We start from the raw sequence: 23,414 nt of genomic DNA, 5'->3' as shown, positions 1-23,414 counted from the left end.
AATATGCAGGTTAGCCTATTCGACTTTTCCCATCCTGCATCTCCACCATGCAAGGATTGCCGTTAAAATCAGCAACCCGGCCGACAATAATTGGCCCTGTGTCACACATCCCCAGTAATAGCCGATCTGCACATCAGGTTCCCTGAAACATTCCGAAATAATCCGGGCAAGCGAATAGCCGCCCAAAAAAACCAGCGCCGGAATCCCCGCTGCCGTCCTGCGTTGCCGGACAAACCACACCAGCGCGAAAAGGAGGAGCCCTTCCAGGACAGCCTCATAAAGTTGTGAAGGGTGGCGCGGGACCGGTACGCCATTCACGGACGGCGCATCGGGGAAAATAACAGCCCACGGCACATTTGACGGCCTGCCCCACAACTCGCCATTGATAAAATTTGCGATTCTTCCCAAAAAAATCCCAATCGGCGCCACGGCTGCCACATTGTCCGCAAGGCGCCAAAATTCAAATCCATGCCGCTTCGCATACCACCACGCGGCGATGATGATGCCGATAAAACCGCCATGACTGGCCATGCCTCGAAGCCCGCCTTCCCTCCAAAATGCAATGATCGAGAGCGGGTCTTCGATCGTATTTTGGAAGTCATACAAGAGGCAGTAGCCCAGCCTTCCGCCCACCAGGGTGCCCACCACCATCCAGCTCAAAAGATCCAGGACATCCTCGGGCTTTAAGGCGGAGTATCCCTTCCGGTAAAAATAAAGATGGCCGAAATAAAACGCGGCGAAGCCCATGACATACGCGAGGCTGTAATACCGGATTCCCCAGTTGCCCGACCATTGCCAAAGAAAGGGGCTGAAGTGATGGGTGAAATAAGCCAGCATACGCCCCAATTTGCCCGCCCGGGGCGCCTGCGCAAGCTCCAAATATTTTGCAGAATGAATTAGTTATACTGGAATGATATAAAACAGGCCTCGCGCCAGCACGGTAAACCTGGCGATGAGGGAAAACTTCCTACGGAGCCTTCGCCGCGGCATGGGATTCAAACGCGCGCATCAGGGCGGCGTACAACTCCTCCGGAGGAAGCAGCTTGCTGACATATCCCGTGGCGCCCAGCTTGAGCGCCCGCTGCATCTGCTCCTCCTTGTACCCAAGAGCGGTAAAAACGATCACGGGACCGTTGGAAATCAGCTCCTTGATTTTGGGTATGAACTGGAGCCCTTCCTCACCTTTCAAACGAATATCCACAACCGCGGCATTGCACTTGTTTTCACGAACCGCCCTTTCCAAATCCCTGGCATCCAGAATGGGCGTGACGGCATGCCCCTTGTGCTTGAGAAAATCGGAAAGGAAACTCAAAACAAGGCGGTCATCATCCAGAATCAAAATACTAAGCCCCGGCACTGGGTGGTGGTGTAAACTCACAAGTGCAATTACAGGCGCAAGAGCGGATGGAGTCAAATCCGATTTCGGGGCATTTGTGAACAGCCAGACGCCTGTACCGCCCACGCAGCCTGATTCCGGCGGCAAAGTGCCGTCAATCTTCCAACCCTAACATCGCCCTTCCCTCACCCGTGATCCGCGCGGGAGTCCAGGGCGGATCCCAGGTAATCTCCACATACGCCTCGACAATCCCGGGCAAGGCCAGCACCTTTCGCCGCGCGTCATCCGCAATCGACGGCCCCATGCCGCACCCCGGCGCGGTCAATGTCATTTTGACGGCAACCCGCTTGCCTCTGGAGATTTCGGAAACTTCCATGCCGTAGATAAGGCCCAAGTCCACAATATTGACCGGTATCTCCGGGTCATAACATGTTTTCAGAACTTCCCATACCTGCTCCTCGATGGGCTTCGCCGAAACAACACCGTCGGACTGCATCAGTTCAAGTCCCAAAGCACCGGCGTCATTGCCATCAATCCGAAACAAGCCCCCGTGAGCCACAGCATGTATGGTAAAACTGCCGCCCAATGACTGGGTAAGTACGACAGTCTCCCCCTTTTTTAAGGTCACAATATTCCCGTTGGGAATCTGCACTCCATTAATGTCGCGCTGGAGGATAATTGTATTTTCTGATGTCATATTCTTCGGCATATCCATGGAGGCGATAAGATGCATCAACTCCGGGGTTCAACAGCCAAAATGACAAAGTGGCTCATTAGTCCGCTTAGTCAAGGCTCCATGATTTATTCTTGTAATCCAACCCTCAAACTCCAATCTTTTAATGACGTTAAACTAGAAAAACAAATGTAACCATTTGATGATAAATCGGAAACCCTCGTTGACGACAGCCGCGCATGAAGCCAATCGCACCACTGGAATTTGAAAAGCCATTAGTTGAGCTGGAACGGATGATGGAAGAGCTACTCTCCCACTCCAGCACCCACCATGTGGATCTCAAAGACGAGATTCGCCAGCTCAAAACAAAAATCGCGCAGGCTCAAAAACAGATTTATGGAAATCTCAACCCGTGGCAGCGCGTCTTGATTGTCCGGCATCCGAGCCGCCCCTACACCCTCGATTATATCAGCCGGATTTGTTCGGACTTCACAGAACTGCATGGCGACCGGCTCTACGGCGACGACAAAGCCCTCATCGGCGGCTTGGCCATCATTGACGAACGTCCCGTCATGATTGTCGGACACCAAAAGGGCCGAAACACAAAGGAAAACCTCATGCGCAATTTTGGTTGCGCCCACCCGGAAGGATACCGCAAAGCCCTGCGCCTGATGAAAATGGCGGCAAAATTCAAACTGCCCATCATCAGCTTTATCGACACACCCGGCGCATTTCCCGGCGTTCCTTCGGAGGAGCGCCACATTGCGGAGGCCATCGCCGTCAACATCCGCGAAATGTTCAATCTCGACGTGCCGGTGCTGGCCGTGGTCATTGGCGAGGGCGGCAGCGGCGGCGCGCTCGGAATCGGCGTGGCGGACCGCATCCTCATCCTCGAAAATTCCTATTATTCTGTCATCTCCCCCGAGGGTTGCGCAGGCATTCTATGGAAAGACCGGGCTTTTGCCCCGCAGGCGGCGGCCGCATTGAAGATGTCGGCGCCAGACCTTCTGAAAATGAAATTTGTCGATGAGATTATCCCCGAGCCCATGGGCGGCGTACATCGAGACTGGGACACAGGCGCCGCAAATGTAAAAGCGGCCTTGCTAAGGTCGTTGGCGGAACTGGGAAAACAACCGGTCAAGCAGCTCATGGAAAAGCGCTACGAGCGCTACCGCAACTACGGTCCGTTTGAAACGTAGCAGTCTCTGTTTTAACCCAAAGAACGTTCTGTCTTCGTTCTTGCGCGCCTTCGCGCAATATTAGCCTGCATCCTTCACCTCAGTTTTAAAAAACCACCGCGCACCCTTTCTCACCCGCGGCAGGGAGGAATGCGCATGGGACATGTAGGCTACATGCAATTGCTCTTCCTGGCAACCTCTCCTTCCGCCAGTGCCCCCTGCCAAACCACTCCGGGATATACCGCAGAGCCGCGTCCCAGCAAACTCCCGGGATTAATCACCGCATTGCAACCGACCTCGGCCCTGTCGCCGATTATCGCGCCGAATTTTCTCAGACCCGTGGAGATTTTTTTGCCCTCATGCCGGACGGAAATTTCTTTTTTGTCCAATCTGAAATTGGAAAGAATGGCTCCGGCTCCGAGATGGGCTTGATACCCCAGGATGGAGTCCCCCACATACGAAAAATGCGGGACCTGCACGCCGTTGAACAACAGGCAATTTTTAAACTCGCAACTATTGCCGAGCACACACCCGTCGCCCACAATCACATTCTCGCGAATATACGCGCCATGCCGGATCACGGTATTCTTTCCGATCCAGGCCGGTCCGGCAATGTACGCCCCGGGTTCGACTACGGAACCTTCGCCGATAAAAACCTGGTTGCTGATGAACGGTTTCCCGATGGCCTGCGCGTGAATTGCCGGCTTGAGGCGGAATTTCAGATAAACTTCAATCTGCTTGATCGCTTCCCAGACATGCTCGGTCCCCTCAAATAACGTGACATGCTCCGTCTGGCTTAGATCGAGATAATCCTCGGCTTTGAACATCCCGGCATCTTGGCGACTTTCCGCAAAGTGGCAAGAAAAGCGGCATTGCCAAGCGGCGGTACTCTGCCATTAAACAGGGTTGTGCGTAAGACCAAAATCATCGTAACGCTCGGGCCTGCAACCGAGTCGCCCGAGATGCTTAAAAAATTGATCATCGCGGGGGTCAATGTGTTCCGGCTCAATATGTCGCATGCCTCTCATAATTGGGTGCGGCATATTGTCCCCACGATCCGCAACCTCAGCGCCGAACTAGACAAAAGCACCGCCATTCTGATGGACACCCAAGGGCCCGCCATCCGCACCGGGGATTTGCCCAACAAACTCGACCTCAAGGTGGGCGACTCGTTCACTTTTACCGTCCGCGGCCATGTTTCCGAGGAGGAGCATTCCGTGGATACCAACTACGACGAACTCCTGAGCGACATCAACGTCGGGGATGTCGTGCTGGTTGACAATGGCGTCATCCAAATGATGGTCCAGGAAAAGCGCCAGCAGGAATTGGTCTGCAAAGTCATGACCTCCGGCTCGCTCGGCAGCCGCCGCCACATCAACCTGCCCGGCATCCGGGTCAAGCTGCCCGCCCTGACGGAAAAAGACCTGGCCGACGTCAAGGTCGGCGTGGAAACCGGCGTCGATATCATCGCGCTTTCGTTTGTCCGCGAAGGGAACGACGTGGACCTGCTCCGCCAGGTGCTCGCGGCCCAAGGCGGCGGGTCCATCAAGATCGTGGCCAAAATCGAAGACCAGTCCGCCGTGCATAATGTCAGCGAAATCATCCGGGAAGCCGACTGCATCATGGTGGCCCGTGGAGATTTGGGCATTGAATGGCCGTACGAGGAGCTTCCCATTGTGCAGCGCCAGATCGTCAAAAAGTGCCTCGCGGTCGGCAAACCCGTGATTGTCGCCACCCACATGTTGGAAAGCATGATCCAGAACCCCCTGCCCACCCGCGCGGAGATCACCGATGTGGCAAACGCGGTGTTTGAGCAGGCCGACGCCATCATGCTGTCCGGCGAAACCACCGTCGGGAAATACCCCGTGAAATGCGTGGAAGTCCTGGACAAAGTGGCCGCCCGCATCGAACGCAGCGGCAGCATTGGCTTCCACAGCGACCTGGTGTTGAGGGATGAACACGACCGGATTGCCTCCTCAGCCGTACACATGGCCAACCAGTTGAAGTCCGACGCCCTGGTTGTCTTCACAAACACCGGTTATAGCGCCCGCATCTGCGCAGCCCTGCGCCCGCGCCACACGCCGATCTTTGCGTTCACGCCCGACGCTCAAATCGCCCGCCAGCTTTGCATGCATTATGCCGTCAAACCATTCGTCCTGAAGTTTTCCACAAGCCCCCTGCAAAACATCGACCTGGCCGAAGACCTTCTCCTGCAACAGCAGGTTCTTCCCAAAGGCGCGAAACTGGTGGTCATGACCGATCAGTACCACAACGGCGAACGCTATTGGTCCGTGCAATACCGCCTCCTGGGCCAGTTCCAGCCGCTCGCCTACCCGCCGGCTAATTCCCCTTCCAAGTTTTAAGTTCGCGCCCGGCGAATCCGTCCGTCGGCGGATTTTCAGTCTTCAGTTTCAAGCCCTCTGTGTCTGGGCGCAGGTGCATTGACAAATCCATCCTCGGGCGGGCCTTCCTTTCGTGACCTTCGTGTGTTTCGCGGGCAAGCTTCAGCGTTCTTCGCGATCTTCCTGTAAAAACGCGTTCTCCAGTTCATGTTAAAACTCCAGATTCAAATCGACAATTTCAGGGCTTCGGCCATGATGATTGGCCCTCTTGCCGACTTAGCTCAGTGGTAGAGCAGCTGATTTGTAATCAGCCGGTCATCGGTTCAAATCCGATAGTCGGCTCCCCCAAATCTTCTTGCGCCTTCAAAACCCTCCCGCATAACATGGCTGCATGCGTATTTTCACCTTTCTCCAGCTTATCGTCCTTTGCGTTCTCTTCTCAGGTTGCGGCAAGGAGTCGGCGATCATCACCAGTTGCAACAACCTCATGGAACAACGCAAGTACGAGGAAGCCAGCTCCATTCTGGAAAAAGCCCTCCGCGATAATCCCAAAAGCGTCAAGCTGCTCCGCCAGCGCGTGCTCTTCTTTCTGAAAGTCGAACAACCCGGCTATGCCATCGCCGCCTACCGCACCCTGCAGGATGTGAATCCCAAGGACACCATCTTGTACAAGGCCCTGGGCAATAAAGACCCCATCATCCGCGTGACCGCCGCCCGCGCACTCGGGCCGATGAAAGATCCCAATGCGTTGAATCCCCTGATCAAAGCCTCCAAAGACCCGGAAAAATCCGTCCGCCACGCCGTGGTCCAGGCCCTGGGCGATTTGAAAAATAAAAAAGCCATCCCGGTCCTGGTTGATTTCCTCAAGGACGAGGATTGGTCCGTCCGCGGCGAAGCCGCTTTTGCCCTGGGCAAAATAGGCGACGCTCAGGCGGCCGCCTCCCTTTTCCCCATCGTGAATGATCCCGACAGTTACGTGCAAAAAAATGTGCGGAACGCGCTTGAGGAACTGGCAACCGAGGAAAACAAGCAGGCGTATCTGAATGCCTTATCCAGCAATGATTTCGCAATCCAGACAATGGCCGCCATCGCCTTGAGCAACATCGGCCACACCGAAGGCCTCCGGGTGCTGCTGGCGCAATTGGATAATCCTGAGAACAAAGACCTGCGCGATATCATCCGCGCGCTTGAAAAAAGCAAGGACCCCGCCGCCCTGCCCGGCCTGCGGAGAACTGTAAACCATCCGGACCTGCGGGTTAGAATCGAGGCCATCCTGGCTTTGGGAATTTTTCAGGATAAAGACTCCGTACCGATGTTGAAAACCCTGTCTGTGGACAAGGAGCAAAACGGAAACGTGCGCACCGCCTGCCTGATCGCGCTGAATCGAATCACCGGCGGGAATTGATTTTCCCCGCTGATTTGATCCGCTGCATGCCGCAGATCGGGGAATTTCTCGCGCGAAGCCGCCAAGACGCGAAGAAAAGCATTTTTAATAAATCCAAAGAACAGTTCCAAGGATACTCAAAATTACGGCCCCGATGATCGCACAGGTGGCCCAAAATCGAATCGTTTTTTCTTCCTGCGGAGAAGTTCCAACTCTGGAATTTTCGGTGGTGCTTTTCCATGCATCATAGGGCCACCACAGGATTTGAATTAAAACTTCGATGAGATCGCCCATATCATTTCCGCTTAACAAACGAGTTGGTTGAAAATTTACCGGATACCCATTCCGATCATTTTCGTCTTTAATCTCTTCAATAAAATGCCGGCAACTATGAAGCCCAAGGAAATCAGGGGAATAAGTACGAGACGAAAGGCGCTCAGATAATCCGAAAAATATTCCATGGTCCATTCTTTTCCCCCGCTCCTACTCATCTCGCTCCATGTTTGGAAATAAAGAACAGCCAAGGACGCAGGCACATAAATCAGTCCGGCAACACCCAACGCAATCAGAATCGTGGCTGTTTTCATTGCTGTTCAGGCAGCGGTTCTTTCCGTGAAAGGCTCAGCAAGGCGGTTGGCGCCAGCGTGGAGGAGCATCAAGACGGGGTTGAGGGTGGAATTACGGAAGATCATTTCAAAGAACCTGCTGGTGGTGGTTAGGTCATTGGCTAGATGCGCTGGTTAGCGATTTCTTTTCTCGTATAAAAACAGTGTCTAAATCTGAATATGAAACCGCAACGCCACCTTTAAGAGGAAGTATAAGCATGACATGCTTGGCTTCAGTTTTATTTTGAGGGGGCTTAATATAGGTGGTTCGTCTGATAACATCTCTCAAGTAAGGAGAGTCTTCGATATATTTTTTATTCAGTATTGCCTCCATTTGATCTGGATATCCCCTGTTGTCATTTGCATAAGCAAATAAGGCAATGGACAACTGCCGAATATAGTTCAAGTCCTTCACTTCTGGAATAGGACGACCTGTTTGCGGCATGATAAACCCGACAAGAATCAACAAGACAAAAAGTGCAAGGATCAACCTTGCAAATATTTTCTTGGTCTTTGTATTCATGTCATTTGCTAACAGCATATTAGCTTGAATTCAATCTATCTGGATAGGTGGAATTCAACCTATTTCGGAAATTGAAACCGGTTTGTTTCAGAGGCGCCACGCGCATGCCACCAGCATGCATGAATTTGGACCATGGACAACCTCCACGTTTCTCCACTTGACGCCAAACACAAATTAGGACATTTTGTCCTTACGCATGCAAGTCATTAAGCCGGCGGCCGTGCATCTGTGGGCACGCAAACATCCCACAGCCGCATCGTCACTGTCGGCATGGCTCGCACTCGTTAAGGCGGCAAGATTTAAAAACTTTGCAGCGCTGAGACAAGTGTACCGGTCGGCAGATCTGGTTCAGGTAGGCAGTGGACGGAATGTGGTCGTTTTTAACATTTCGGGCAATAATTACCGCCTCATCGCCGCCGTGCATTTTAACACGCAACGGGTTTTTACTCTCCACTTTATGACACATTCGGAATACAGTAAGAACCAGTGGAAAGGAGCCCTATGAAAAAAAACGGCAAGCAACTTCACTTCGCGGATTTTCCGAAAGAGTATCGCCAGCTTTGCACCCTCTGCCTGCCACGCCCGATCCACGACAAAGTAGGTTATGAAAATGCGCTCGAAATCGCAGAGGCAATGGCCGGTTTTGAACAACAATTCACCCGGGATCAGAACGACTACTTTGAGCTTTTGACCGACTTGATTCTCGCCTACGAGGCGGAACACGAAAAGAATCTTTCATTGAGGAAATTAACACTCCCTGAGCGCCTGCAATCACTTCTGGACTCGGCGAACTGGAACCCTTCCGATCTGGGGCGATTCCTGGGTCTGGATGCCACGATGGGAAACAAAATCCTCCGAGAAGAACGCAACCTTACCGCGGAACATATCCGCAAACTAAGCAGTCATTTTTCTCTAAATGCTGAGTATTTTTTGTAACACGAAAGCATTGTAGTTTCGCGCCGAAGACTACGCGGAAGCGGATACCCTGGGTATTTTTTAAAATGATTTTCAAGCCCAACGCGGGTTGCGTCTGCTTCATCCAATTGCCGGAACCCATTCAGGGTTCGGGATGATTTTTTGGATTCATATTCCCAGGGTGGCCCCGCAAGCGGGCCAACCCCGGGCTGAAAGGCAAAACGGCGTTGCCGTTTTAGCAAAAAATGTGTGGTTCTAATCTTTTGCGTATCTTGCGCTTTTTTGCGGCTAAATTCAGATTCTGACTTTTCTCTGCGTCACCCCGCTCACGACGTAAGCCGGAGTCCGTGATTCAATCCCTTCCGCCCAGGAAGCCTATCACTATTCCCGCCAGGAAAACCAGCACCCCGCCCACAACCACCTGAAACGCCGCCGCGAGCAGCGGAGTGTCCATGAAATGATGGCGGATCCAGGAGATCGCAGCCAATTCAACGCCCACAACCGCGGCTGATATCGCCGTGGCAACGCCAAAATCCGGGATCAAATACGGCAGCGTGTGCCCAATGCCGCCCAGGGCCGTCATCAACCCGCAAACGCCGCCGCGCAGCCAGGGATGGCCGCGGCCGCTCATGGCCCCGTCGTCCGACAACGCTTCCGCAAACCCCATGCTGATGCCCGCGCCCACCGAGGCCGCCAGGCCGACAAGAAAAGCGTCCTTGCTGCTGTGCGTGGCAAAAGCCGCGGCGAACAACGGCGCCAGGGTCGATACCGAACCATCCATCAACCCCGCCAAGCCGGGTTGCACCACCTGCAAGACAAACATGCGGCGCTGGGTCGCATCCTCTTCCGCTTTCGCGCCGCTGGCCGACAATTCCGTTTCCATTTCGTCGGCCAGATGGCTGTGCTCGCTTTCAGCCTGGGCCAGGTCCCCCAAAAGTTGCCGCACGCCCGCATCATTGGCGCGCTCAATGGCCGCTTCATAATAGCGCCGTGTTTCCAATTCGATCAGCGCGACTTCGCGGCGTACTTGGGCCGGCGTCAAAACCTTGGCCAGCCAGAGCGGTTTGCGGGTGACAAACCCTTTGACATCCTGTCGGCGGATCAGCGGAATATGTTCCCCGAACCGTTGCCGGTAGCATTCGATCAATTGATGCCGGTGGCCCGCCTCCTCTTCCTGCATTCGGAGCAGTGCGCGGTGGGTGGCGGGATAAGAAGTCCGCAACCTTTCCGCAAATTCCCCGTAAATCCGGCCATCCTCCTCTTCCAAAGTAATGGCCAGGGCCAAAATTTCCGGTGCGCTTAATTCATCAAAACGTCGAGCCATAGATTATTTGCAACAGTAGCCGCTATTCAACGGCCTTCAACCCGGATTTAACCATGGTGAACACGAATGAGCCACTTACTTTTGCTCAAACTCCCTCTCCAACTCTCCGAAAATAACACATTTTTTACAGGAAGGACGCAAAGAACATGGAAGGAAATGATGATTCCTGAAGTCAGATTGCTGAAGGCTGAGCGCTGACAGCCGGGAGCTGAAAGCCCCAATAGCAGTTGCAGACACCCGACCCGCGCCTACATTGACCCCATGAAAACCCGCAAGCTCGGCAATTCGGACCTTCATATCACCCCCATCGGCTTCGGCGCATGGGCCATCGGCGGCGATTGGAAATTCGGCTGGGGCCCTCAGGATGATGCGCAGTCAATTGCCGCCATCCATCGCGCGCTCGAATTGGGAATCAACTGGATCGATACCGCCGCAGTCTATGGCCTGGGACACTCCGAGGAGGTCGTCAAAAAAGCCCTCGACTTATGGTCCGGCCCGCGGCCCCTTGTGTTCACCAAATGCGGCATGATCTGGAATGAAAAACGGGAAGTGGATTATTCCCTCAAAGCCGCCTCGCTCCGCAAGGAACTGGAAAACAGCCTGCGCCGCCTCGGCGTGGATGTGATCGATCTCTACCAAATCCACTGGCCGGCTGATGATCTCGCCGAAACCGAGGAGGGCTGGACTGAACTGGCCAAGATGCAAAAGGAAGGAAAGGTCCGATGGATCGGGACCAGTAATTTTAGCCTCGAAGAACTCCGCAAAGCGCAGAGCATCGCGCCCGTCACCTCGCTCCAACCGCCTTATTCCCTGATCCGCCGCGACATCGAGGCGGAGCTTCTGTCGCATTGCCTGCAGGAAGACATTGGAGTGATCGTGTATTCGCCGATGGCTTCAGGCCTGCTCAGCGGCGCCATGACACGCGAGCGAGTTGCCAGTCTTCCCCCAAATGATTGGCGCCCCGGGAACGCCCAATTCCAGGAGCCTCAATTGTCGGAAAACCTCAACATGGCGGAACGGCTCAAGACAATCGGGCAACGGCACGGCCTCTCGGCGGGCGAAGTCGCCATCTCATGGGCTCTCCGGCTGCCGTCCGTCACAGGCGCCATTGTGGGCGCGCGCAGCGCAAAGCAGGTGGAGGGCATTATCGGGGCTGCGGGTTTAAAACTCACTCCCGCGGAAATCATGGAGATCGAGGAGTGAGGTGCCGGGCCACCTCGATTTTCAGCGCGTGGAGCGCCATCAAAACGTCGGCGAAAAAATAAATCACCGACCCGAGCAGTGAAAATACGCTGAGGCAAAACAACGCCAACACAACAACCTCAAGCCGGACTCCGAGAAAAACCAGCAGGAACAAAAAGAGCACCATCAGGCAGGAAAAAAAGACGCTGGCCACAATCAGCGTCACGGAATTGCGCAGGAATTCGGCGCGCCGCACCAGGATCTTCAATTGTTCCGTATGATCTTCAATGAGCTCCTGCCCGGCCTCGTCCAGTTCCTTGGCCAGGGACCTGGACCGGTCAATCGTCCGGCCCAACCGGTTGGTGACGGAGAGCAGGAGCAGTCCCACGCTGGAAATCAGGACGACGGGGGAAATGGAATATTGGAGCAGCTTGGAAAAAGATTCAGGATTGATGGGGTCCATGTCGTGCTAATCTGAGGATTTTTTACCGGCCAAGTCAATCGCGTTATACAATAACCTGTTTTAACCACTTACTTTTGCTCAAACTCCATCTCCAACTCTCCGGAAACAACACCTTTTTACAGGAAGATCGCGAAGGACGTAGAGGAAGGCTTGAAACTGGTTTGAAAGCGTGCGCCCGACAGGATTCGAACCTGTGACTCCAAGTTCCGGAAACTTGTACTCTATCCAACTGAGCTACGGGCGCCTCGGAAACTTTGAGCGTAAAGCGCCCGCCCCTCAGGGCAAGTAAATTCCTAACGGCTTCAACCTTGGCGTGGCACAAGAAAGGCCAGCGGGGGATTTCCCAAGAGGACTTGGGGCCAGGCAGGCAAAGCGGCAGTAGCAAAATAAAAAATAGTTTCTCTGTCATCACAATTTCTTATTTGACTAAAATTAATAGATTAGCTTATCTTCATTATGATGATTGCCCCTATTACCTCTCCAGCATCAGCGTCTGTCACCAGCCCCACAGGCAAGCAGTCCAAGGGAAGCAAAAAGGTCACCCTTGACGGCAATGAAGCTGCCGCCTCCATCGCCTATCTGCTGAGTGAAGCCATTGCCATCTACCCCATCACCCCTTCAACGGCCATGGGCGAATCCTCGGATGAATGGGCTGCCAAAAAGAAAACCAACCTTTGGGGGCAAATCCCAACCGTCATAGAAATGCAGTCTGAAGCTGGGGTGGCCGGCACCATCCACGGCATGCTGCAAGCGGGCTCATTAGCCACCACATTTACCGCATCCCAAGGCCTTCTGCTCATGATTCCGGCCATGTACAAGATAGCCGGGGAACTCACTCCGTTCGTCCTCCACGTCGCCGCGCGCGCCCTGGCCACCAACGGCCTTTCCATCTTCGGCGATCATTCCGACGTGATGGCCGTCCGCCAGACCGGCTTCGCCATGCTCTGCGCCTCAAACGTGCAGGAAGCGCAGGATATGTCGTGCATTTCGCACCTGGCGACGCTTCAAACCCGCATTCCTTTCCTCCATTTTTTCGACGGCTTCCGCACTTCACATGAATTAAACCAGATCGACCCCCTGAGTCCCGAAGACCTCCGCAGCCTGGTCAATCAAAAGGATATTGCAGCCTTTTATGAGAGGGCCTTGACGCCCGAACGCCCTGTCATCCGTGGAACCGCCCAAAATCCGGATGTTTATTTCCAAACCCGCGAGGCCTGCAACGCCTTTTATCAAAAAACGCCCGGGGCCGTGCAAAAAATCATGGACCGTTTCGCCGCGCTGACCGGACGTGAATATCATCTCTTCAATTATCACGGGCATCCGCAGGCGGAAAATGTGCTTGTCATCATGGGATCTGGGAGCGAGACAGCCGTGGAAACACTGAGAACCCTGAACAAAAACGGAGGCCGCCATGGCGTGCTGCAAGTCAGGCTTTACCGGCCCTTTGACTGCAACGCCTTGATCGCCGCCCTGCCAAAAAGCGTCCTTCGCATCGCGGTCCTAGATCGCACAAAGGAACCCGGCTCAGCCGGTGAGCCTCTCTATCAGGATGTGATTACCGCCCTGCACGAATCCGGCGCCCAACATGGCTTGCCCGGGAACGTCCAGGTCATCGGCGGGCGTTACGGCATCGGCTCGAAGGAATTCACGCCCGCCATGGTCAAAGCCGTTTTCGACGAACTGCTTCAACCACAGCCGAAACAGCATTTTACCGTCGGCATCACCGACGACGTCACCGGGTTATCGCTAAAAGTCGATGATGAATTCGACATCGAAAGCCATGACACCATCCGGGCGCTGTTTTTCGGGCTGGGAGCCGACGGCACGGTCGGCGCGAATAAGAACACCATCAAGATCATCGGCGAGCAGACCAGCTACCATCCGCAGGGTTATTTTGTCTATGACTCCAAAAAATCCGGCGCCATCACCATCTCGCACCTGCGGTTCGGTCCGCGCCGGATCAAGGCCCCCTACCTCATCCGCCAGGCCAATTTCCTGGCCTGCCACCAGTGGCAATTCCTGGAAAAATATGAGATCACCAAATACGCCGCGCCCAACGCGGTCTTCCTGATCAACAGCCCCTATGGACCGGATGCCGTCTGGGACCATCTGCCGCTCGAGGTGCAATCCGGCATTCTGGAAAAACAGCTCCGCGTGTTTGTCATCGATGCCTATCAAGTTGCAAGAGAAGCCGGCATGGGCGGACGCATCAATACGATCATGCAAACCTGTTTCTTCGCGGTGTCCGGGGTGCTCCCGCGCGAGGAAGCCATCACCCAGATCAAGAAAGCCATTGAAAAAACCTACGCCCGCAAAGGCCCCGCCGTGGTGCAAAAAAATTGCGAGGCCGTGGACCAGACCCTCGCCAATCTTTTCGAAGTCCGCGTCCCCGACCAGGTAACGGCCCTTCACAGCCGCCATGCTGCTGTTCCCGAACAGGCGCCGGAATTTCTTCGCCGGGTCACCGCTCCGATGCTCGAGGGACGCGGCGATTCGCTCCCAGTCAGCGCCTTCCCTCCGGATGGCACCTGGCCGACAGGCAGCGCCCGCTGGGAAAAACGCAATCTCAGCCAGGAAATACCGGTCTGGGACTCCTCGCTTTGCATCCAGTGCAACAAATGCGTCATGGTCTGCCCGCATGCCAGCATTCGCGCCAAGTTTTATCCGGAAAGCAGCCTGCAAAACGCGCCGGAAACCTTCAAGTCGGCGCCCTTCCGCTCGCGCGAGCGTCCCGGAAACAGTTTCACCATCCAGATTGCGCCCGAGGATTGCACCGGCTGCCGTCTTTGCGTGACGGTGTGTCCGGCCAAGGACAAATCCAATCCCAAACACAAGGCTCTGGACATCACGCCCCAGGCGCCCCTGCTTAAAGCCGAGCGCGTCAATTGGGATTATTTCCTCAGCCTCCCCAATCCGGACCGTTCCATTCTCAAAACATCCGAAGTGAAGGATTCGCAATTCCTTGAACCGCTGTTTGAATTCTCCGGCGCCTGCGCCGGTTGCGGAGAGACTCCTTATATCAAATTGGTCAGCCAGCTTTTTGGCGACCGCGCCTTGATCGCAAATGCCACCGGCTGCTCCTCCATCTACGGAGGCAATCTGCCCACCACGCCCTATACAACCAACGCCAGCGGACGCGGCCCAGCCTGGGCCAACTCTCTGTTCGAGGACAACGCGGAGTTCGGCGCCGGTCTCCGTCTGGGCGCGGACCAAAAGAAAGGCCAGGCCATTCTCCTGCTCCAGGCTTTGCATGGCGCCGTCGGCGACGATCTGGTCACCGCGCTCATCCAATCGCCTCAAAGCAATGAAATTGAAATTGCCGCACAGCGCGAACGCGTCACGGCGCTCAAACAAAAACTCGCCGCCAAGCCCGATCCCATCGCGCGCGAACTCGTCGTTCTGGCGGATTATCTCGTGAAAAAGAGCGTATGGATCATCGGGGGCGATGGCTGGGCTTACGACATCGGCTACGGCGGATTGGATCATGTCCTCGCCCAGGGTTTGGATGTCAATATCCTGGTCCTCGACACCGAAGTCTATTCAAACACCGGCGGCCAGGCCTCGAAATCCACTCCGATGGGCGCAGTCGCAAAATTTGCCGTCAACGGCAAGGCGCACACGAAAAAGGATCTCGGCCTCATTGCAATGAGCTACGGCAGCGTCTATGTGGCGCGTGTGGCCTTTGGCGCCAAAGACTCGCAAACCGTCAAAACGTTTGCCGAAGCGGAAGCCTATCCGGGAACTTCGCTCATCCTCGCGTACAGCCATTGCATTGCGCACGGCTACTCAATGGAGATTGGCCTCGATCAGCAAAAGCTCGCCGTTGAAAGCGCTTGCTGGCCGCTGTATCGCTTCGACCCTCGGCGCGCCGAAGCCGGGCAGGCGGCCATGCAACTGGATTCCAGCGAACCGAAGATCCCCCTGGAACGCTACACGGAAAACGAAGCCCGTTACCGGATTTTAAAGCAGAACGATCCCGAACGATCCCAGGCCCTGGGCGCAATAGCGCAGGAGGAACTGAAAAGAAAATTTGCGCAATACCGCCATCTTGAACACATGACAAATTCAAACCCGGCCGGAGAACCTGCGTCATGACAGCCAAACTCGAAACCTGTTACCACGGCCTGACGCTGAAAAACCCCGTCATTGCGGGAGCCTCACCGTTGGCTGACAGAATGGACACAGCGCGGCAGCTCGAAGATTCCGGGGCCGCCGCCATCATTCTGCATTCGCTTTTTGAGGAGCAAATCACGGCCGATGACATGGCCACGGACTATCACACCCAGATTCATGGCGATTCCTTTTCTGAGGCGCTGAGTTTTTTCCCGGAAAACGAAGATTACGCGCACGGCCCGCAGGAATACCTCGAGCACATCGCCAAACTCAAGGAGGCGCTGGGAATACCCGTGATCGCCTCGCTCAACGGGGTCACGCCAGGCGGCTGGACCCATTATGCGGAACTGATCCAAAAGGCGGGCGCTGACGCGCTGGAGTTGAATCTGTATCAGGTGTCGGCAAACCCAAAAGAAACTTCCATGGAGATCGAGACGCGCCTGCTCGAAACAGTCTCGCAGGTGTCAGGCCGGGTTTCCCTGCCCTTGGCCGTAAAGATTTCACCTTTCTTCACAGCGCCGCTTCACTTTGTAAGCAAGCTGGAGCAGTCCGGCGCCGATGCGGCCGTGCTTTTCAACCGCTTCTACCAGCCTGACATTGATGTAGAGCTTCTTGAAGCGGTTCCGCGCCTTCACCTTTCCGATTCCTCGGAATTGTTGCTGCGGCTGCGCTGGCTGGCGGCCCTGCACGGGCTTTGCGGCCTGGACCTCGCCCTGTCCGGCGGCGTGAACCGCTCGCTCGATCTGGTCAAAGGACTGATGGCCGGAGCCACAACCGTGCAGGTCGTTTCCACCCTCTTAAAAAACGGGCCCGCCCATGTTGGATTTTTGCTCCGCGGCCTGGAAACATGGATGGACGAACACGAATACGAAAGCGTGGAACAACTTCGGGGTTCCATGAGTCTGAAAACCTGCCCCGATCCCGCCGCATTCGAGCGCGGGAACTACATGCGCGTCCTCCAAGGCTGGCGGATCTGAGCAACTGAGGGCAACAGCGGAAAGACTCGCGCTGGGCCTATGCAGCTTATTGCAAAACCGCCTCCAAATAAGGCAGTTCCAATTCAAAAATCAAAACAAAACACCAATTCAGGCGGTTTTGCTTGTAGCCCGGATGTCGCGGCACCCTCGGTTCCTGCCACACTTTGGAGCAGGACACTTTGCACGGGGTTTCAGAAGCATGTGAAACATCCGGGCTAGTTGTCACACAATTGTAACAGTTTTCCTGTGGGCATGAACGGGTAAACCGTTTATTTACAGAGACATCACATCTGGCAAATGTCGGATGAAGCCAGATTTCGTAAAATCGGGGCTTGGGTAAACCAATCAGCAGGAGTTCTAAAATGACCGTACAGACAGAGTCAACGAATGTTCAATTCAAGCCCGGCGACATTATTTTCAAAGAAGGCGACCCAGGCAATCTAATGTATATTGTCAAAAAAGGCGAAGTGGAGCTGTATATATCGAATCAGCTCGTGGAAACGGTCGGCAAGGACGGATTTTTCGGGGAGATGGCCTTGATTGACTCCCAAGGGCGCTCCGCCAAAGCGATGGCCAAGACGGAAGTGGAGTTGTCGCCCCTTACGGAAAAGCAGTTTATTTTTATGGTACAACAAACCCCGTTTTTCTCCCTGCGCGTTCTGCGCACGATGGTTCAGCGCATCCGGGCGATGGACCGTTTCATCAAGCCCTAACCCGGATGTTTCACCCGTTCCTGAAAACCCCTGCAAAGTGTCCTGCTCCAAAATGTGGCAGGAACAGGGGTGCAGGGACATCCGGGTTACAAGCAAAACCGCCTGAATGAGATTTTTTTGAATTGGAAACGCCTTATTATTTCTTGCTGCAATTATCCCGCGCTTTGGCACACTGCCCCTTGTGATTAAAAAAATCATCGGCAAGGGCAAGCAAAGCGATCCTTTGACCCGAATCCTCAAACTGCGGCGGAATGCAAAGGCCATTTTCGGCCCCGACCTCTGGAAAACGAATGAACGGCGCACCCGACTTCGAAAAACTTTTGGCCCTGCTGGTCGGACATCAGGTTAAGTTTCTCGTCTGCGGTGGGGTGGCCGTCGGCCTCAATGGCTTTGTCCGGACAACGGAGGATCTTGATATTCTTGTCAGTGTTGAACGCCAAAATATCCAAAATCTGGCTGAAACGCTGAAGGAATTCGGCCAGGGTTACGGCGGTGATCTAACGCCTGAAGATTTGCCGCTTGAGCCCGGCGCAGTCCGAATTATGGAAGACGACTGTCCCCTCGATATTTTCACGCTGCTGAATGACAAGTCTTACGAGCAGTTATTTGTGCAAAGCGTGGAAACGCGGGTTGGAAATCCGCTTTTTCCCGTGCGCCATCTCAACCGCAAAGCCCTGTGGGAGTTGAAAAAAGACTCATGGCGGGACAAAGACCGGATCGATGCCGCGGAAATGATTAGACGAGACGAGGAAAATCCTCCCCAATAATGGATCAAACCTCCCGATAAGGGCAGCAAGGCTATCCAACCTTTGCTTTGCGTTAAGCCGATTTTGCGTATTGTTTTGATCTTTCAATTTTTTCCTTTGGAGTTGCTCATTTATGTCCGTACTGTCATCCGTTGGGTCAAGGCCCGCAACCGGCAACCCCGCCATCGAGCGCGAGGTCGCGCGGCGGCGCACTTTTGCGATCATCTCCCACCCCGATGCCGGTAAAACCACCCTGACCGAAAAATTCCTGCTCTATGGCGGGGCCGTTCAACTGGCGGGAAGCGTCACCGCCCGGAAAAACCAGCGCGCCACCACCAGCGACTGGATGGAGCTTGAAAAGCAACGCGGGATATCAGTGTCCTCAACCGTATTGCAATTTGAATACAAGGACTGCGTCGTCAACCTGCTCGACACACCCGGGCACAAGGATTTTTCCGAAGACACCTACCGCGTGCTTACGGCCGTGGACGCCGCCGTCATGGTCATCGACGCCGGCAAAGGCATCGAGACCCAGACCCGCAAACTGTTTGAGGTCTGCCGCCAGCGCGGCGTGCCGATCTTTACCTTCATCAACAAGCTGGACCGGCCCGCGCGTCCGCCGCTGGAACTTTGCGATGAACTGGAAAATGTGCTGGGCATCCATGCCTGCCCGTTGAACTGGCCCTTGGGCGATGGCCCGGAATTCAAGGGCATCTTCGACCGCAAAACCCGGCAGGTGCATTTGTTTGAACGCGTCGCAGGCGGGGCGTTTTGCGCTCCTGTCAGCGTCCGGGATATACACGATGCCGCGGTTCGGGACGTGCTGGCGCCTGATGTGTACCAGCGTGTTTGCCATGAACTGGAACTTCTGGACGGCGCAGGCTCGGACTTTGATCTGGACCGTGTCCGGAGCGGCGGGCTGACTCCGGTATTCTTCGGCAGTGCGGCCAACAATTTTGGCGTCCAACTTTTACTCGACCAGTTTTTGGAACTGGCGCCCCCGCCCGCCGCGCGCAAAACCGGTTCCGAAACCCTGGAACCTAACAATCCCTCCTTCTCAGGGTTTGTTTTCAAAATCCAGGCCAATATGAATCCCAAACACCGGGACAGGGTTGCCTTCATCCGCATCGTTTCCGGCGTGTTCCAACGTGACATGAATGTCTTTCACAGCCGCACGGGAAAGCAAATCCGCCTGTCCTACTCGCAACGGCTTTTCGCCCAGGAACGGGAAACCGTCGATGAAGCATGGGCGGGCGACGTGGTCGGCATTGTCGGCAACCACGATTTCCAGATCGGTGACACACTCTCGGAAAAAGCAGGCGTCGTATTTGATGAAATCCCGCGCTTTGCGCCCGAATGTTTCGCCTATCTCCACAATACCAGCCCGGCAAAATTCAAGCGTTTCCGGGAAGGTCTGGACCAGCTTCTGAAGGAAGGCCTGGCACAGGCCTTTGAACAACCCGAGTCCTATCAACGCATTCCGTTGCTGGGGGCCGTGGGGCCCCTGCAATTCGACGTGCTTAAATACCGCCTCGAGTCCGAATACGGAGCGGAATGCCGCATGGAAATGTCCGCCTGGAAACTGGCCCGTTGGATCAGGCCCATCAGGGAATCTCCCGACAATCAAACGGAAAAACCCGCTGATCCGGTCCTGGCGAATGACGCCGCGCTGGTTCGCGACTCCTTTGGCGAGCGCGTCGTATTGCTCCCCACCGCCTGGGCGGCCAAATATCTGGCGGAAAAAAATCCGGACTGGGAAATCTCGCAGGCCCCCTTCCCGCAGGCCTCAAAAAAATAAAACCCATGCCACGCTCCAGCCCAACCGCCCTCTTGCTGCAACGCCTGGTCCGAATCCCCCAGCGTCAACCCCGCTGACAACCCCGGCACAACACGCACCGGCGAAAAAGCCTGCGTCCTGATTTTGCGACGCCGCCGTTTTTGCGGCCTGGGGAATCCCCCCCGGTCGCGCTCGGCCGCGGCTCAATCCACAAGCCCACACCTCGAACGAGTTCATCGATTTGTCGGAGTTGGAAAAGGGCAAGGACAACTACAAGTCGATTTTACTATCGCTAATGGACTCTTGAAGCGCGCACTTGAGGGCGCATGCTGTGATTGCTTACGCCCGGAGGGAATCGAACCCTCATCCCAAGCTTGGGAAGCTCATGTTCTACCACTAAACTACGGGCGCGTAAAAGCACATCATAAGGAGGGACCTGAAAATTTCAACGCTGATTTTCCGCGTGTGTCTGCGCAGGTCACGGTGGCGACATCTGTTCCGATTTCACCTTGGAATCGCTCTCCACGGCCTTTTTATAGTCCGGATAGTATTTCCACCACTCGCGCCGCTGGCTCAAATAAGTGTACAGCGGCAGGTTGCTGTTCAACTTGGCTTCGAGCTGGGCCCTTTCGTTCAACATGTCGAGAATTTTTGAGCCATCCGGACGGCTGGCGATCGAGCCCAACACATCCGCTTTCATGGTTTCATAAAGTTGCGCATCCTGCGGAACAAGAGTCTCTTCACGCCCAAACCAAAACTCCTGGGCTTGCAACGCTTGATAGGCATCATCAAAATACTGCACAATCCCATCAATCGAACTCGTATCCAGCCGCCGCTGCTTGCTAAAAAAAGTGGAGGGCGCCTGGCTCTGCGATTGCATCCGCAGGAATCTGAATTCCTCGGGTTTGATCCCATACAATTTGACAGCCGTTTCCTCCATGATTGGATTGACGATTTTATCTATCTCGGAAATGCGCTTCGCGGCATCATCATTCTCCTTTTTAACTCTTTTAACCAGTTCACTTGCCATGACCGGGGCATCCTTTTTCGGCATAGCCGCCAGGGGAGAGGACAGAGACAACGTTGGGTCTGCGGGAGCCACACTGGGAGAGGATGCCGGCTGTTCAGCCGTTTGTCCGGAGGCGGCCCGTGCACCAAGAAAGATCAGGGGCAGGAGAGCAAGAAGGAAATAGCGGTTCATTGGTATTTGGAAAGGGCGGTTTGGTATAGTTGCAGATGTTGTTGTGCGATCCGGATAACATCCTGCACGTCCGGGTCTGATGCATGCAGTACCGAGAGCATGCCCTGCAGTTCCAGGATCGATTTGCGGATATCATCCCGGCCTTTCTGGAAGACGCCGTCCGGATCGGCCTTTTTAATTTCCTGCTGCAAATCTTCGAGCCGCCTTTGGTCCACCTTCGATATGTTAGGCTTGTGCAAAAGCGCATCTTCTTCGTCCAGCAGCTTGCGCCTCCGGTTCGCCCCGCCACCCGCGCGATAAAGTGAGGCCAGGTCCCCCGCCTTTCCTATCACAACCTCCATCATTTGCTGCGTCTCAGACTCCGGAAGGAGAGGCTCCAACAATTTCATGTTGCGCGCAAATTTCACTGAAACGTCCCCCAGATCGATTTTACGGCCTTCACTATGAAGAACATCCTGGGCTCGCAGGATGCCACCCGGCAAAAGAATCCCGCACAGCAACAAGGGCAAAAACAAAACCGCGCTGCCGTGCGAATCGCGGAGGGAGACCCTAAACGCGGAATCTTTCACAAAATGGACATGCCTTTCATTTTATCAGATGACCGTGCCATCGGGTACAACCGTGTTTTTGGGGATGATGACGATTCCGTCCCTGACATGGTAAAGCTCCGAATCGATATTCTCAACCTTTCCCTCCGCCCGGATCACCACATTGCATCCGATGCGGGCATTCTTGTCAATGATCGCCCCCTGGATCCGGCTGTTCGCCCCGATGCCGATGGCCGGACGCTTCGTACGCGCGTTTTTTTCCAGACTGGCATCCGTCTCGTAATAATCCGATCCCATGACAATCGAATCGCGGATCTGCACTCCGGACTCAATCCGGCTGCGGATTCCGATGATGGAATGCGTGATTTCCGCCTTTGAAAGCACGCAGCCGTCCGCTATAATGGAACGCTCGATCCGGCTTTCATTCACTTTTGAAGACGGCAAAAAACGCCCCCGGGTGTAAATCGGCGAATTGCTGTCAAAAAAATCAAACTTGGGCAACGGCTCAACCAGATCCAGATTGGCATCGTAAAAGGCGCGGATGGTGCCGATATCCTCCCAGTAACCCTGGTAAACATAGGAATAGATTTTTTTCTTTCCAATCAGGCCGGGAATGATGTCCTTGCCAAAATCCTGGCCGGCAGGATCGTCCAACGCTTCCTGCAGCACTCTCCGGTTGAACACATAAATCCCCATCGAGGCCAGGAACAAGTCATGATCCTCCGGTTTGCCAATTTGCGACAAAGCCTCGCGTCCAATCCGCAACGTATCGAGCAACTCGTCCTGCTTGGGTTTTTCAACAAAACGCACGATCTCGTGATGCTCGTTGATCTGCATGATCCCAAAACTGCGGGCGGGTTCCCTCGCAACCGGTATGGTGGCCACGGTCACATCCGCCCCGGTGGAAACATGCTGCGCTATGATCTTTCTAAAATCCATCCGGTAAAGCTGGTCGCCCGACAGGATCAACACCCATTCATGGTCGTGATTGTTGAAATGGGTGAGATTTTGCCGCACCGCATCGGCCGTGCCCTGATACCATCCGCTGCTATCGACCTTTTGCGTGGCCGCCATGATTTCAATAAATCCGCGCGGATGGTAGTCATCAAAACGGTAACTTTGATAAACATGGCGGTGCAGGGATGAACTTAAGTATTGCGTAAGCAGGAAGATGCGCTTAATGCCTGAGTTGATGCACAAGCTGATCGGGATATCAACCAGCCGGTATTTGCCGGCCAAAGGGACCGCGGGTTTGGCCCGTTCCTTGGTCAAAGGGAAAAGCCGCGTGCCCGCGCCGCCGCCCAAAATGACGCCGATGACACGGCCAAGATCAGGGTAATTTTTGGGCATAGGTGAGATTACATTGACGTTATAGAAAAGACGCGGGTAGAACAAGAGCTTTATGTGTGGAATT

The 23,414-nt window shown here is 54.7% G+C and carries 21 protein-coding genes and 3 tRNA genes; 11 read left to right on the top strand and 13 right to left on the bottom strand.

Annotation, left to right across the window (positions count from 1 at the left end):
* Positions 1-15: 15 nt before the first annotated feature.
* The 3 genes from lgt to PHD76_07480 form a co-directional block, all read right to left on the bottom strand.
* Complete coding sequence (lgt, locus tag PHD76_07490) at positions 16-837, bottom strand: prolipoprotein diacylglyceryl transferase (protein ID MDD5261677.1); 822 nt, start codon at positions 835-837, stop codon at positions 16-18.
* 130 nt (positions 838-967) lie between these two features.
* Entirely contained in the window at positions 968-1,378 is a 411-nt protein-coding gene (locus PHD76_07485) for a response regulator (protein ID MDD5261676.1), read from the bottom strand.
* A gap of 112 nt (positions 1,379-1,490) precedes the next feature.
* Positions 1,491-2,033, bottom strand: a complete 543-nt coding sequence (locus tag PHD76_07480; GenBank protein ID MDD5261675.1) for an iron-sulfur cluster assembly protein — start codon at positions 2,031-2,033, stop codon at positions 1,491-1,493.
* A 215-nt stretch (positions 2,034-2,248) separates the two neighbouring features.
* Here PHD76_07480 and PHD76_07475 point away from each other — a divergent pair, with 215 nt between their 5' ends.
* Positions 2,249-3,208 carry an acetyl-CoA carboxylase carboxyltransferase subunit alpha gene (locus tag PHD76_07475; GenBank protein MDD5261674.1) on the top strand — a complete coding sequence of 320 codons (960 nt, stop codon included), beginning with the start codon at positions 2,249-2,251 and terminating at the stop codon, positions 3,206-3,208.
* Between the two features lie 149 nt (positions 3,209-3,357).
* On the opposite strand, the gene PHD76_07470 is transcribed toward PHD76_07475, so the two are convergent.
* Entirely contained in the window at positions 3,358-4,014 is a 657-nt protein-coding gene (locus PHD76_07470) for a UDP-N-acetylglucosamine diphosphorylase (protein MDD5261673.1), read from the bottom strand.
* An 81-nt stretch (positions 4,015-4,095) separates the two neighbouring features.
* On the opposite strand from PHD76_07470, the gene pyk reads away from it, so the two are divergent.
* The 3 genes from pyk to PHD76_07455 all read left to right on the top strand — a co-directional run bounded on the left by pyk (position 4,096) and on the right by PHD76_07455 (position 6,934).
* Positions 4,096-5,550 (top strand): pyruvate kinase, encoded by a 1,455-nt coding sequence (gene pyk / locus PHD76_07465; protein MDD5261672.1) that lies wholly within the window; start codon positions 4,096-4,098, stop codon positions 5,548-5,550.
* Positions 5,551-5,799: 249 nt separating this feature from the next.
* Positions 5,800-5,871 (top strand) — tRNA-Thr (locus tag PHD76_07460).
* A 49-nt stretch (positions 5,872-5,920) separates the two neighbouring features.
* Entirely contained in the window at positions 5,921-6,934 is a 1,014-nt protein-coding gene (locus PHD76_07455; protein ID MDD5261671.1) for a HEAT repeat domain-containing protein, read from the top strand.
* Positions 6,935-7,018: 84 nt separating this feature from the next.
* Here the strand turns inward: PHD76_07455 and PHD76_07450 are convergent, their stop codons facing one another.
* Together PHD76_07450 and PHD76_07445 are read right to left on the bottom strand one after the other, a co-directional pair.
* Positions 7,019-7,381, bottom strand: coding sequence for a hypothetical protein (locus tag PHD76_07450; protein MDD5261670.1), 363 nt, complete (start codon positions 7,379-7,381; stop codon positions 7,019-7,021).
* Positions 7,382-7,633: 252 nt separating this feature from the next.
* A complete protein-coding gene (locus PHD76_07445; protein ID MDD5261669.1) occupies positions 7,634-8,041 on the bottom strand; it encodes a hypothetical protein in 408 nt (135 codons plus the stop codon).
* Between the two features lie 501 nt (positions 8,042-8,542).
* On the opposite strand from PHD76_07445, the gene PHD76_07440 reads away from it, so the two are divergent.
* Positions 8,543-8,977: a hypothetical protein gene (locus PHD76_07440; GenBank protein ID MDD5261668.1), complete on the top strand. Its 435-nt coding sequence runs from the start codon at positions 8,543-8,545 to the stop codon at positions 8,975-8,977.
* A gap of 331 nt (positions 8,978-9,308) precedes the next feature.
* On the opposite strand, the gene PHD76_07435 is transcribed toward PHD76_07440, so the two are convergent.
* Positions 9,309-10,280: a ferritin family protein gene (locus PHD76_07435; GenBank protein ID MDD5261667.1), complete on the bottom strand. Its 972-nt coding sequence runs from the start codon at positions 10,278-10,280 to the stop codon at positions 9,309-9,311.
* A 261-nt stretch (positions 10,281-10,541) separates the two neighbouring features.
* Here PHD76_07435 and PHD76_07430 point away from each other — a divergent pair, with 261 nt between their 5' ends.
* Positions 10,542-11,483: an aldo/keto reductase gene (locus tag PHD76_07430; GenBank protein ID MDD5261666.1), complete on the top strand. Its 942-nt coding sequence runs from the start codon at positions 10,542-10,544 to the stop codon at positions 11,481-11,483.
* On the opposite strand, the gene PHD76_07425 is transcribed toward PHD76_07430, so the two are convergent.
* Complete coding sequence (locus PHD76_07425) at positions 11,464-11,925, bottom strand: DUF2721 domain-containing protein (GenBank protein ID MDD5261665.1); 462 nt, start codon at positions 11,923-11,925, stop codon at positions 11,464-11,466. The two genes, PHD76_07430 and PHD76_07425, sit on opposite strands and share 20 nt — an antisense overlap.
* 170 nt (positions 11,926-12,095) lie before the next feature.
* Positions 12,096-12,169 (bottom strand) — tRNA-Arg (locus PHD76_07420).
* Positions 12,170-12,381: 212 nt separating this feature from the next.
* On the opposite strand from PHD76_07420, the gene nifJ reads away from it, so the two are divergent.
* From nifJ to PHD76_07395, 5 genes are all read left to right on the top strand, one after another.
* The gene (gene nifJ, locus PHD76_07415) at positions 12,382-16,020 is read left to right on the top strand and encodes a pyruvate:ferredoxin (flavodoxin) oxidoreductase (protein MDD5261664.1); all 3,639 of its coding nucleotides are present in this window, start codon (positions 12,382-12,384) and stop codon (positions 16,018-16,020) included.
* Complete coding sequence (locus PHD76_07410; GenBank protein MDD5261663.1) at positions 16,017-17,015, top strand: dihydroorotate dehydrogenase-like protein; 999 nt, start codon at positions 16,017-16,019, stop codon at positions 17,013-17,015. Before nifJ ends, PHD76_07410 begins: the two co-directional genes overlap by 4 nt.
* A gap of 362 nt (positions 17,016-17,377) precedes the next feature.
* Entirely contained in the window at positions 17,378-17,728 is a 351-nt protein-coding gene (locus PHD76_07405) for a cyclic nucleotide-binding domain-containing protein (protein MDD5261662.1), read from the top strand.
* A 290-nt stretch (positions 17,729-18,018) separates the two neighbouring features.
* A complete protein-coding gene (locus PHD76_07400) occupies positions 18,019-18,495 on the top strand; it encodes a hypothetical protein (protein MDD5261661.1) in 477 nt (158 codons plus the stop codon).
* A gap of 112 nt (positions 18,496-18,607) precedes the next feature.
* Positions 18,608-20,272, top strand: coding sequence for a peptide chain release factor 3 (locus tag PHD76_07395; protein MDD5261660.1), 1,665 nt, complete (start codon positions 18,608-18,610; stop codon positions 20,270-20,272).
* A gap of 319 nt (positions 20,273-20,591) precedes the next feature.
* Here PHD76_07395 and PHD76_07390 read toward each other — a convergent pair.
* The 4 genes from PHD76_07390 to PHD76_07375 all read right to left on the bottom strand — a co-directional run bounded on the left by PHD76_07390 (position 20,592) and on the right by PHD76_07375 (position 23,350).
* Positions 20,592-20,662, bottom strand: a tRNA-Gly gene (locus tag PHD76_07390).
* 67 nt (positions 20,663-20,729) lie between these two features.
* Positions 20,730-21,281 (bottom strand): hypothetical protein, encoded by a 552-nt coding sequence (locus PHD76_07385; GenBank protein MDD5261659.1) that lies wholly within the window; start codon positions 21,279-21,281, stop codon positions 20,730-20,732.
* 167 nt (positions 21,282-21,448) lie between these two features.
* Entirely contained in the window at positions 21,449-22,021 is a 573-nt protein-coding gene (locus PHD76_07380; protein MDD5261658.1) for a hypothetical protein, read from the bottom strand.
* Positions 22,022-22,045: 24 nt separating this feature from the next.
* On the bottom strand, positions 22,046-23,350 hold the full coding sequence (locus PHD76_07375; protein ID MDD5261657.1) for a glucose-1-phosphate adenylyltransferase: 1,305 nt from the start codon (positions 23,348-23,350) through the stop codon (positions 22,046-22,048).
* Positions 23,351-23,414: the final 64 nt, after the last annotated feature.

The organism is Candidatus Methylacidiphilales bacterium (assembly GCA_028713655.1).
GTDB lineage: Bacteria > Verrucomicrobiota > Verrucomicrobiia > Methylacidiphilales > JAAUTS01 > JAQTNW01.
This window is presented reverse-complemented; position numbering and strand designations above follow the sequence as displayed.

Coding starts and splice junctions, on each gene's coding strand:
- nifJ (MDD5261664.1), top strand. CDS start 12,382: ATGATGATTGCCCCTATTACCTCTCCAGCATCAGCGTCTGTCACCAGC.
- PHD76_07455 (MDD5261671.1), top strand. CDS start 5,921: ATGCGTATTTTCACCTTTCTCCAGCTTATCGTCCTTTGCGTTCTCTTC.
- PHD76_07385 (MDD5261659.1), bottom strand. CDS start 21,281: ATGGCAAGTGAACTGGTTAAAAGAGTTAAAAAGGAGAATGATGATGCC.
- PHD76_07405 (MDD5261662.1), top strand. CDS start 17,378: ATGACCGTACAGACAGAGTCAACGAATGTTCAATTCAAGCCCGGCGAC.
- PHD76_07470 (MDD5261673.1), bottom strand. CDS start 4,014: ATGTTCAAAGCCGAGGATTATCTCGATCTAAGCCAGACGGAGCATGTC.
- PHD76_07475 (MDD5261674.1), top strand. CDS start 2,249: ATGAAGCCAATCGCACCACTGGAATTTGAAAAGCCATTAGTTGAGCTG.
- PHD76_07445 (MDD5261669.1), bottom strand. CDS start 8,041: ATGAATACAAAGACCAAGAAAATATTTGCAAGGTTGATCCTTGCACTT.
- PHD76_07400 (MDD5261661.1), top strand. CDS start 18,019: ATGAACGGCGCACCCGACTTCGAAAAACTTTTGGCCCTGCTGGTCGGA.
- PHD76_07410 (MDD5261663.1), top strand. CDS start 16,017: ATGACAGCCAAACTCGAAACCTGTTACCACGGCCTGACGCTGAAAAAC.
- PHD76_07480 (MDD5261675.1), bottom strand. CDS start 2,033: ATGACATCAGAAAATACAATTATCCTCCAGCGCGACATTAATGGAGTG.
- lgt (MDD5261677.1), bottom strand. CDS start 837: ATGCTGGCTTATTTCACCCATCACTTCAGCCCCTTTCTTTGGCAATGG.
- PHD76_07375 (MDD5261657.1), bottom strand. CDS start 23,350: ATGCCCAAAAATTACCCTGATCTTGGCCGTGTCATCGGCGTCATTTTG.
- PHD76_07435 (MDD5261667.1), bottom strand. CDS start 10,280: ATGGCTCGACGTTTTGATGAATTAAGCGCACCGGAAATTTTGGCCCTG.
- PHD76_07395 (MDD5261660.1), top strand. CDS start 18,608: ATGTCCGTACTGTCATCCGTTGGGTCAAGGCCCGCAACCGGCAACCCC.
- PHD76_07425 (MDD5261665.1), bottom strand. CDS start 11,925: ATGGACCCCATCAATCCTGAATCTTTTTCCAAGCTGCTCCAATATTCC.
- PHD76_07430 (MDD5261666.1), top strand. CDS start 10,542: ATGAAAACCCGCAAGCTCGGCAATTCGGACCTTCATATCACCCCCATC.
- PHD76_07450 (MDD5261670.1), bottom strand. CDS start 7,381: ATGGACCATGGAATATTTTTCGGATTATCTGAGCGCCTTTCGTCTCGT.
- PHD76_07440 (MDD5261668.1), top strand. CDS start 8,543: ATGAAAAAAAACGGCAAGCAACTTCACTTCGCGGATTTTCCGAAAGAG.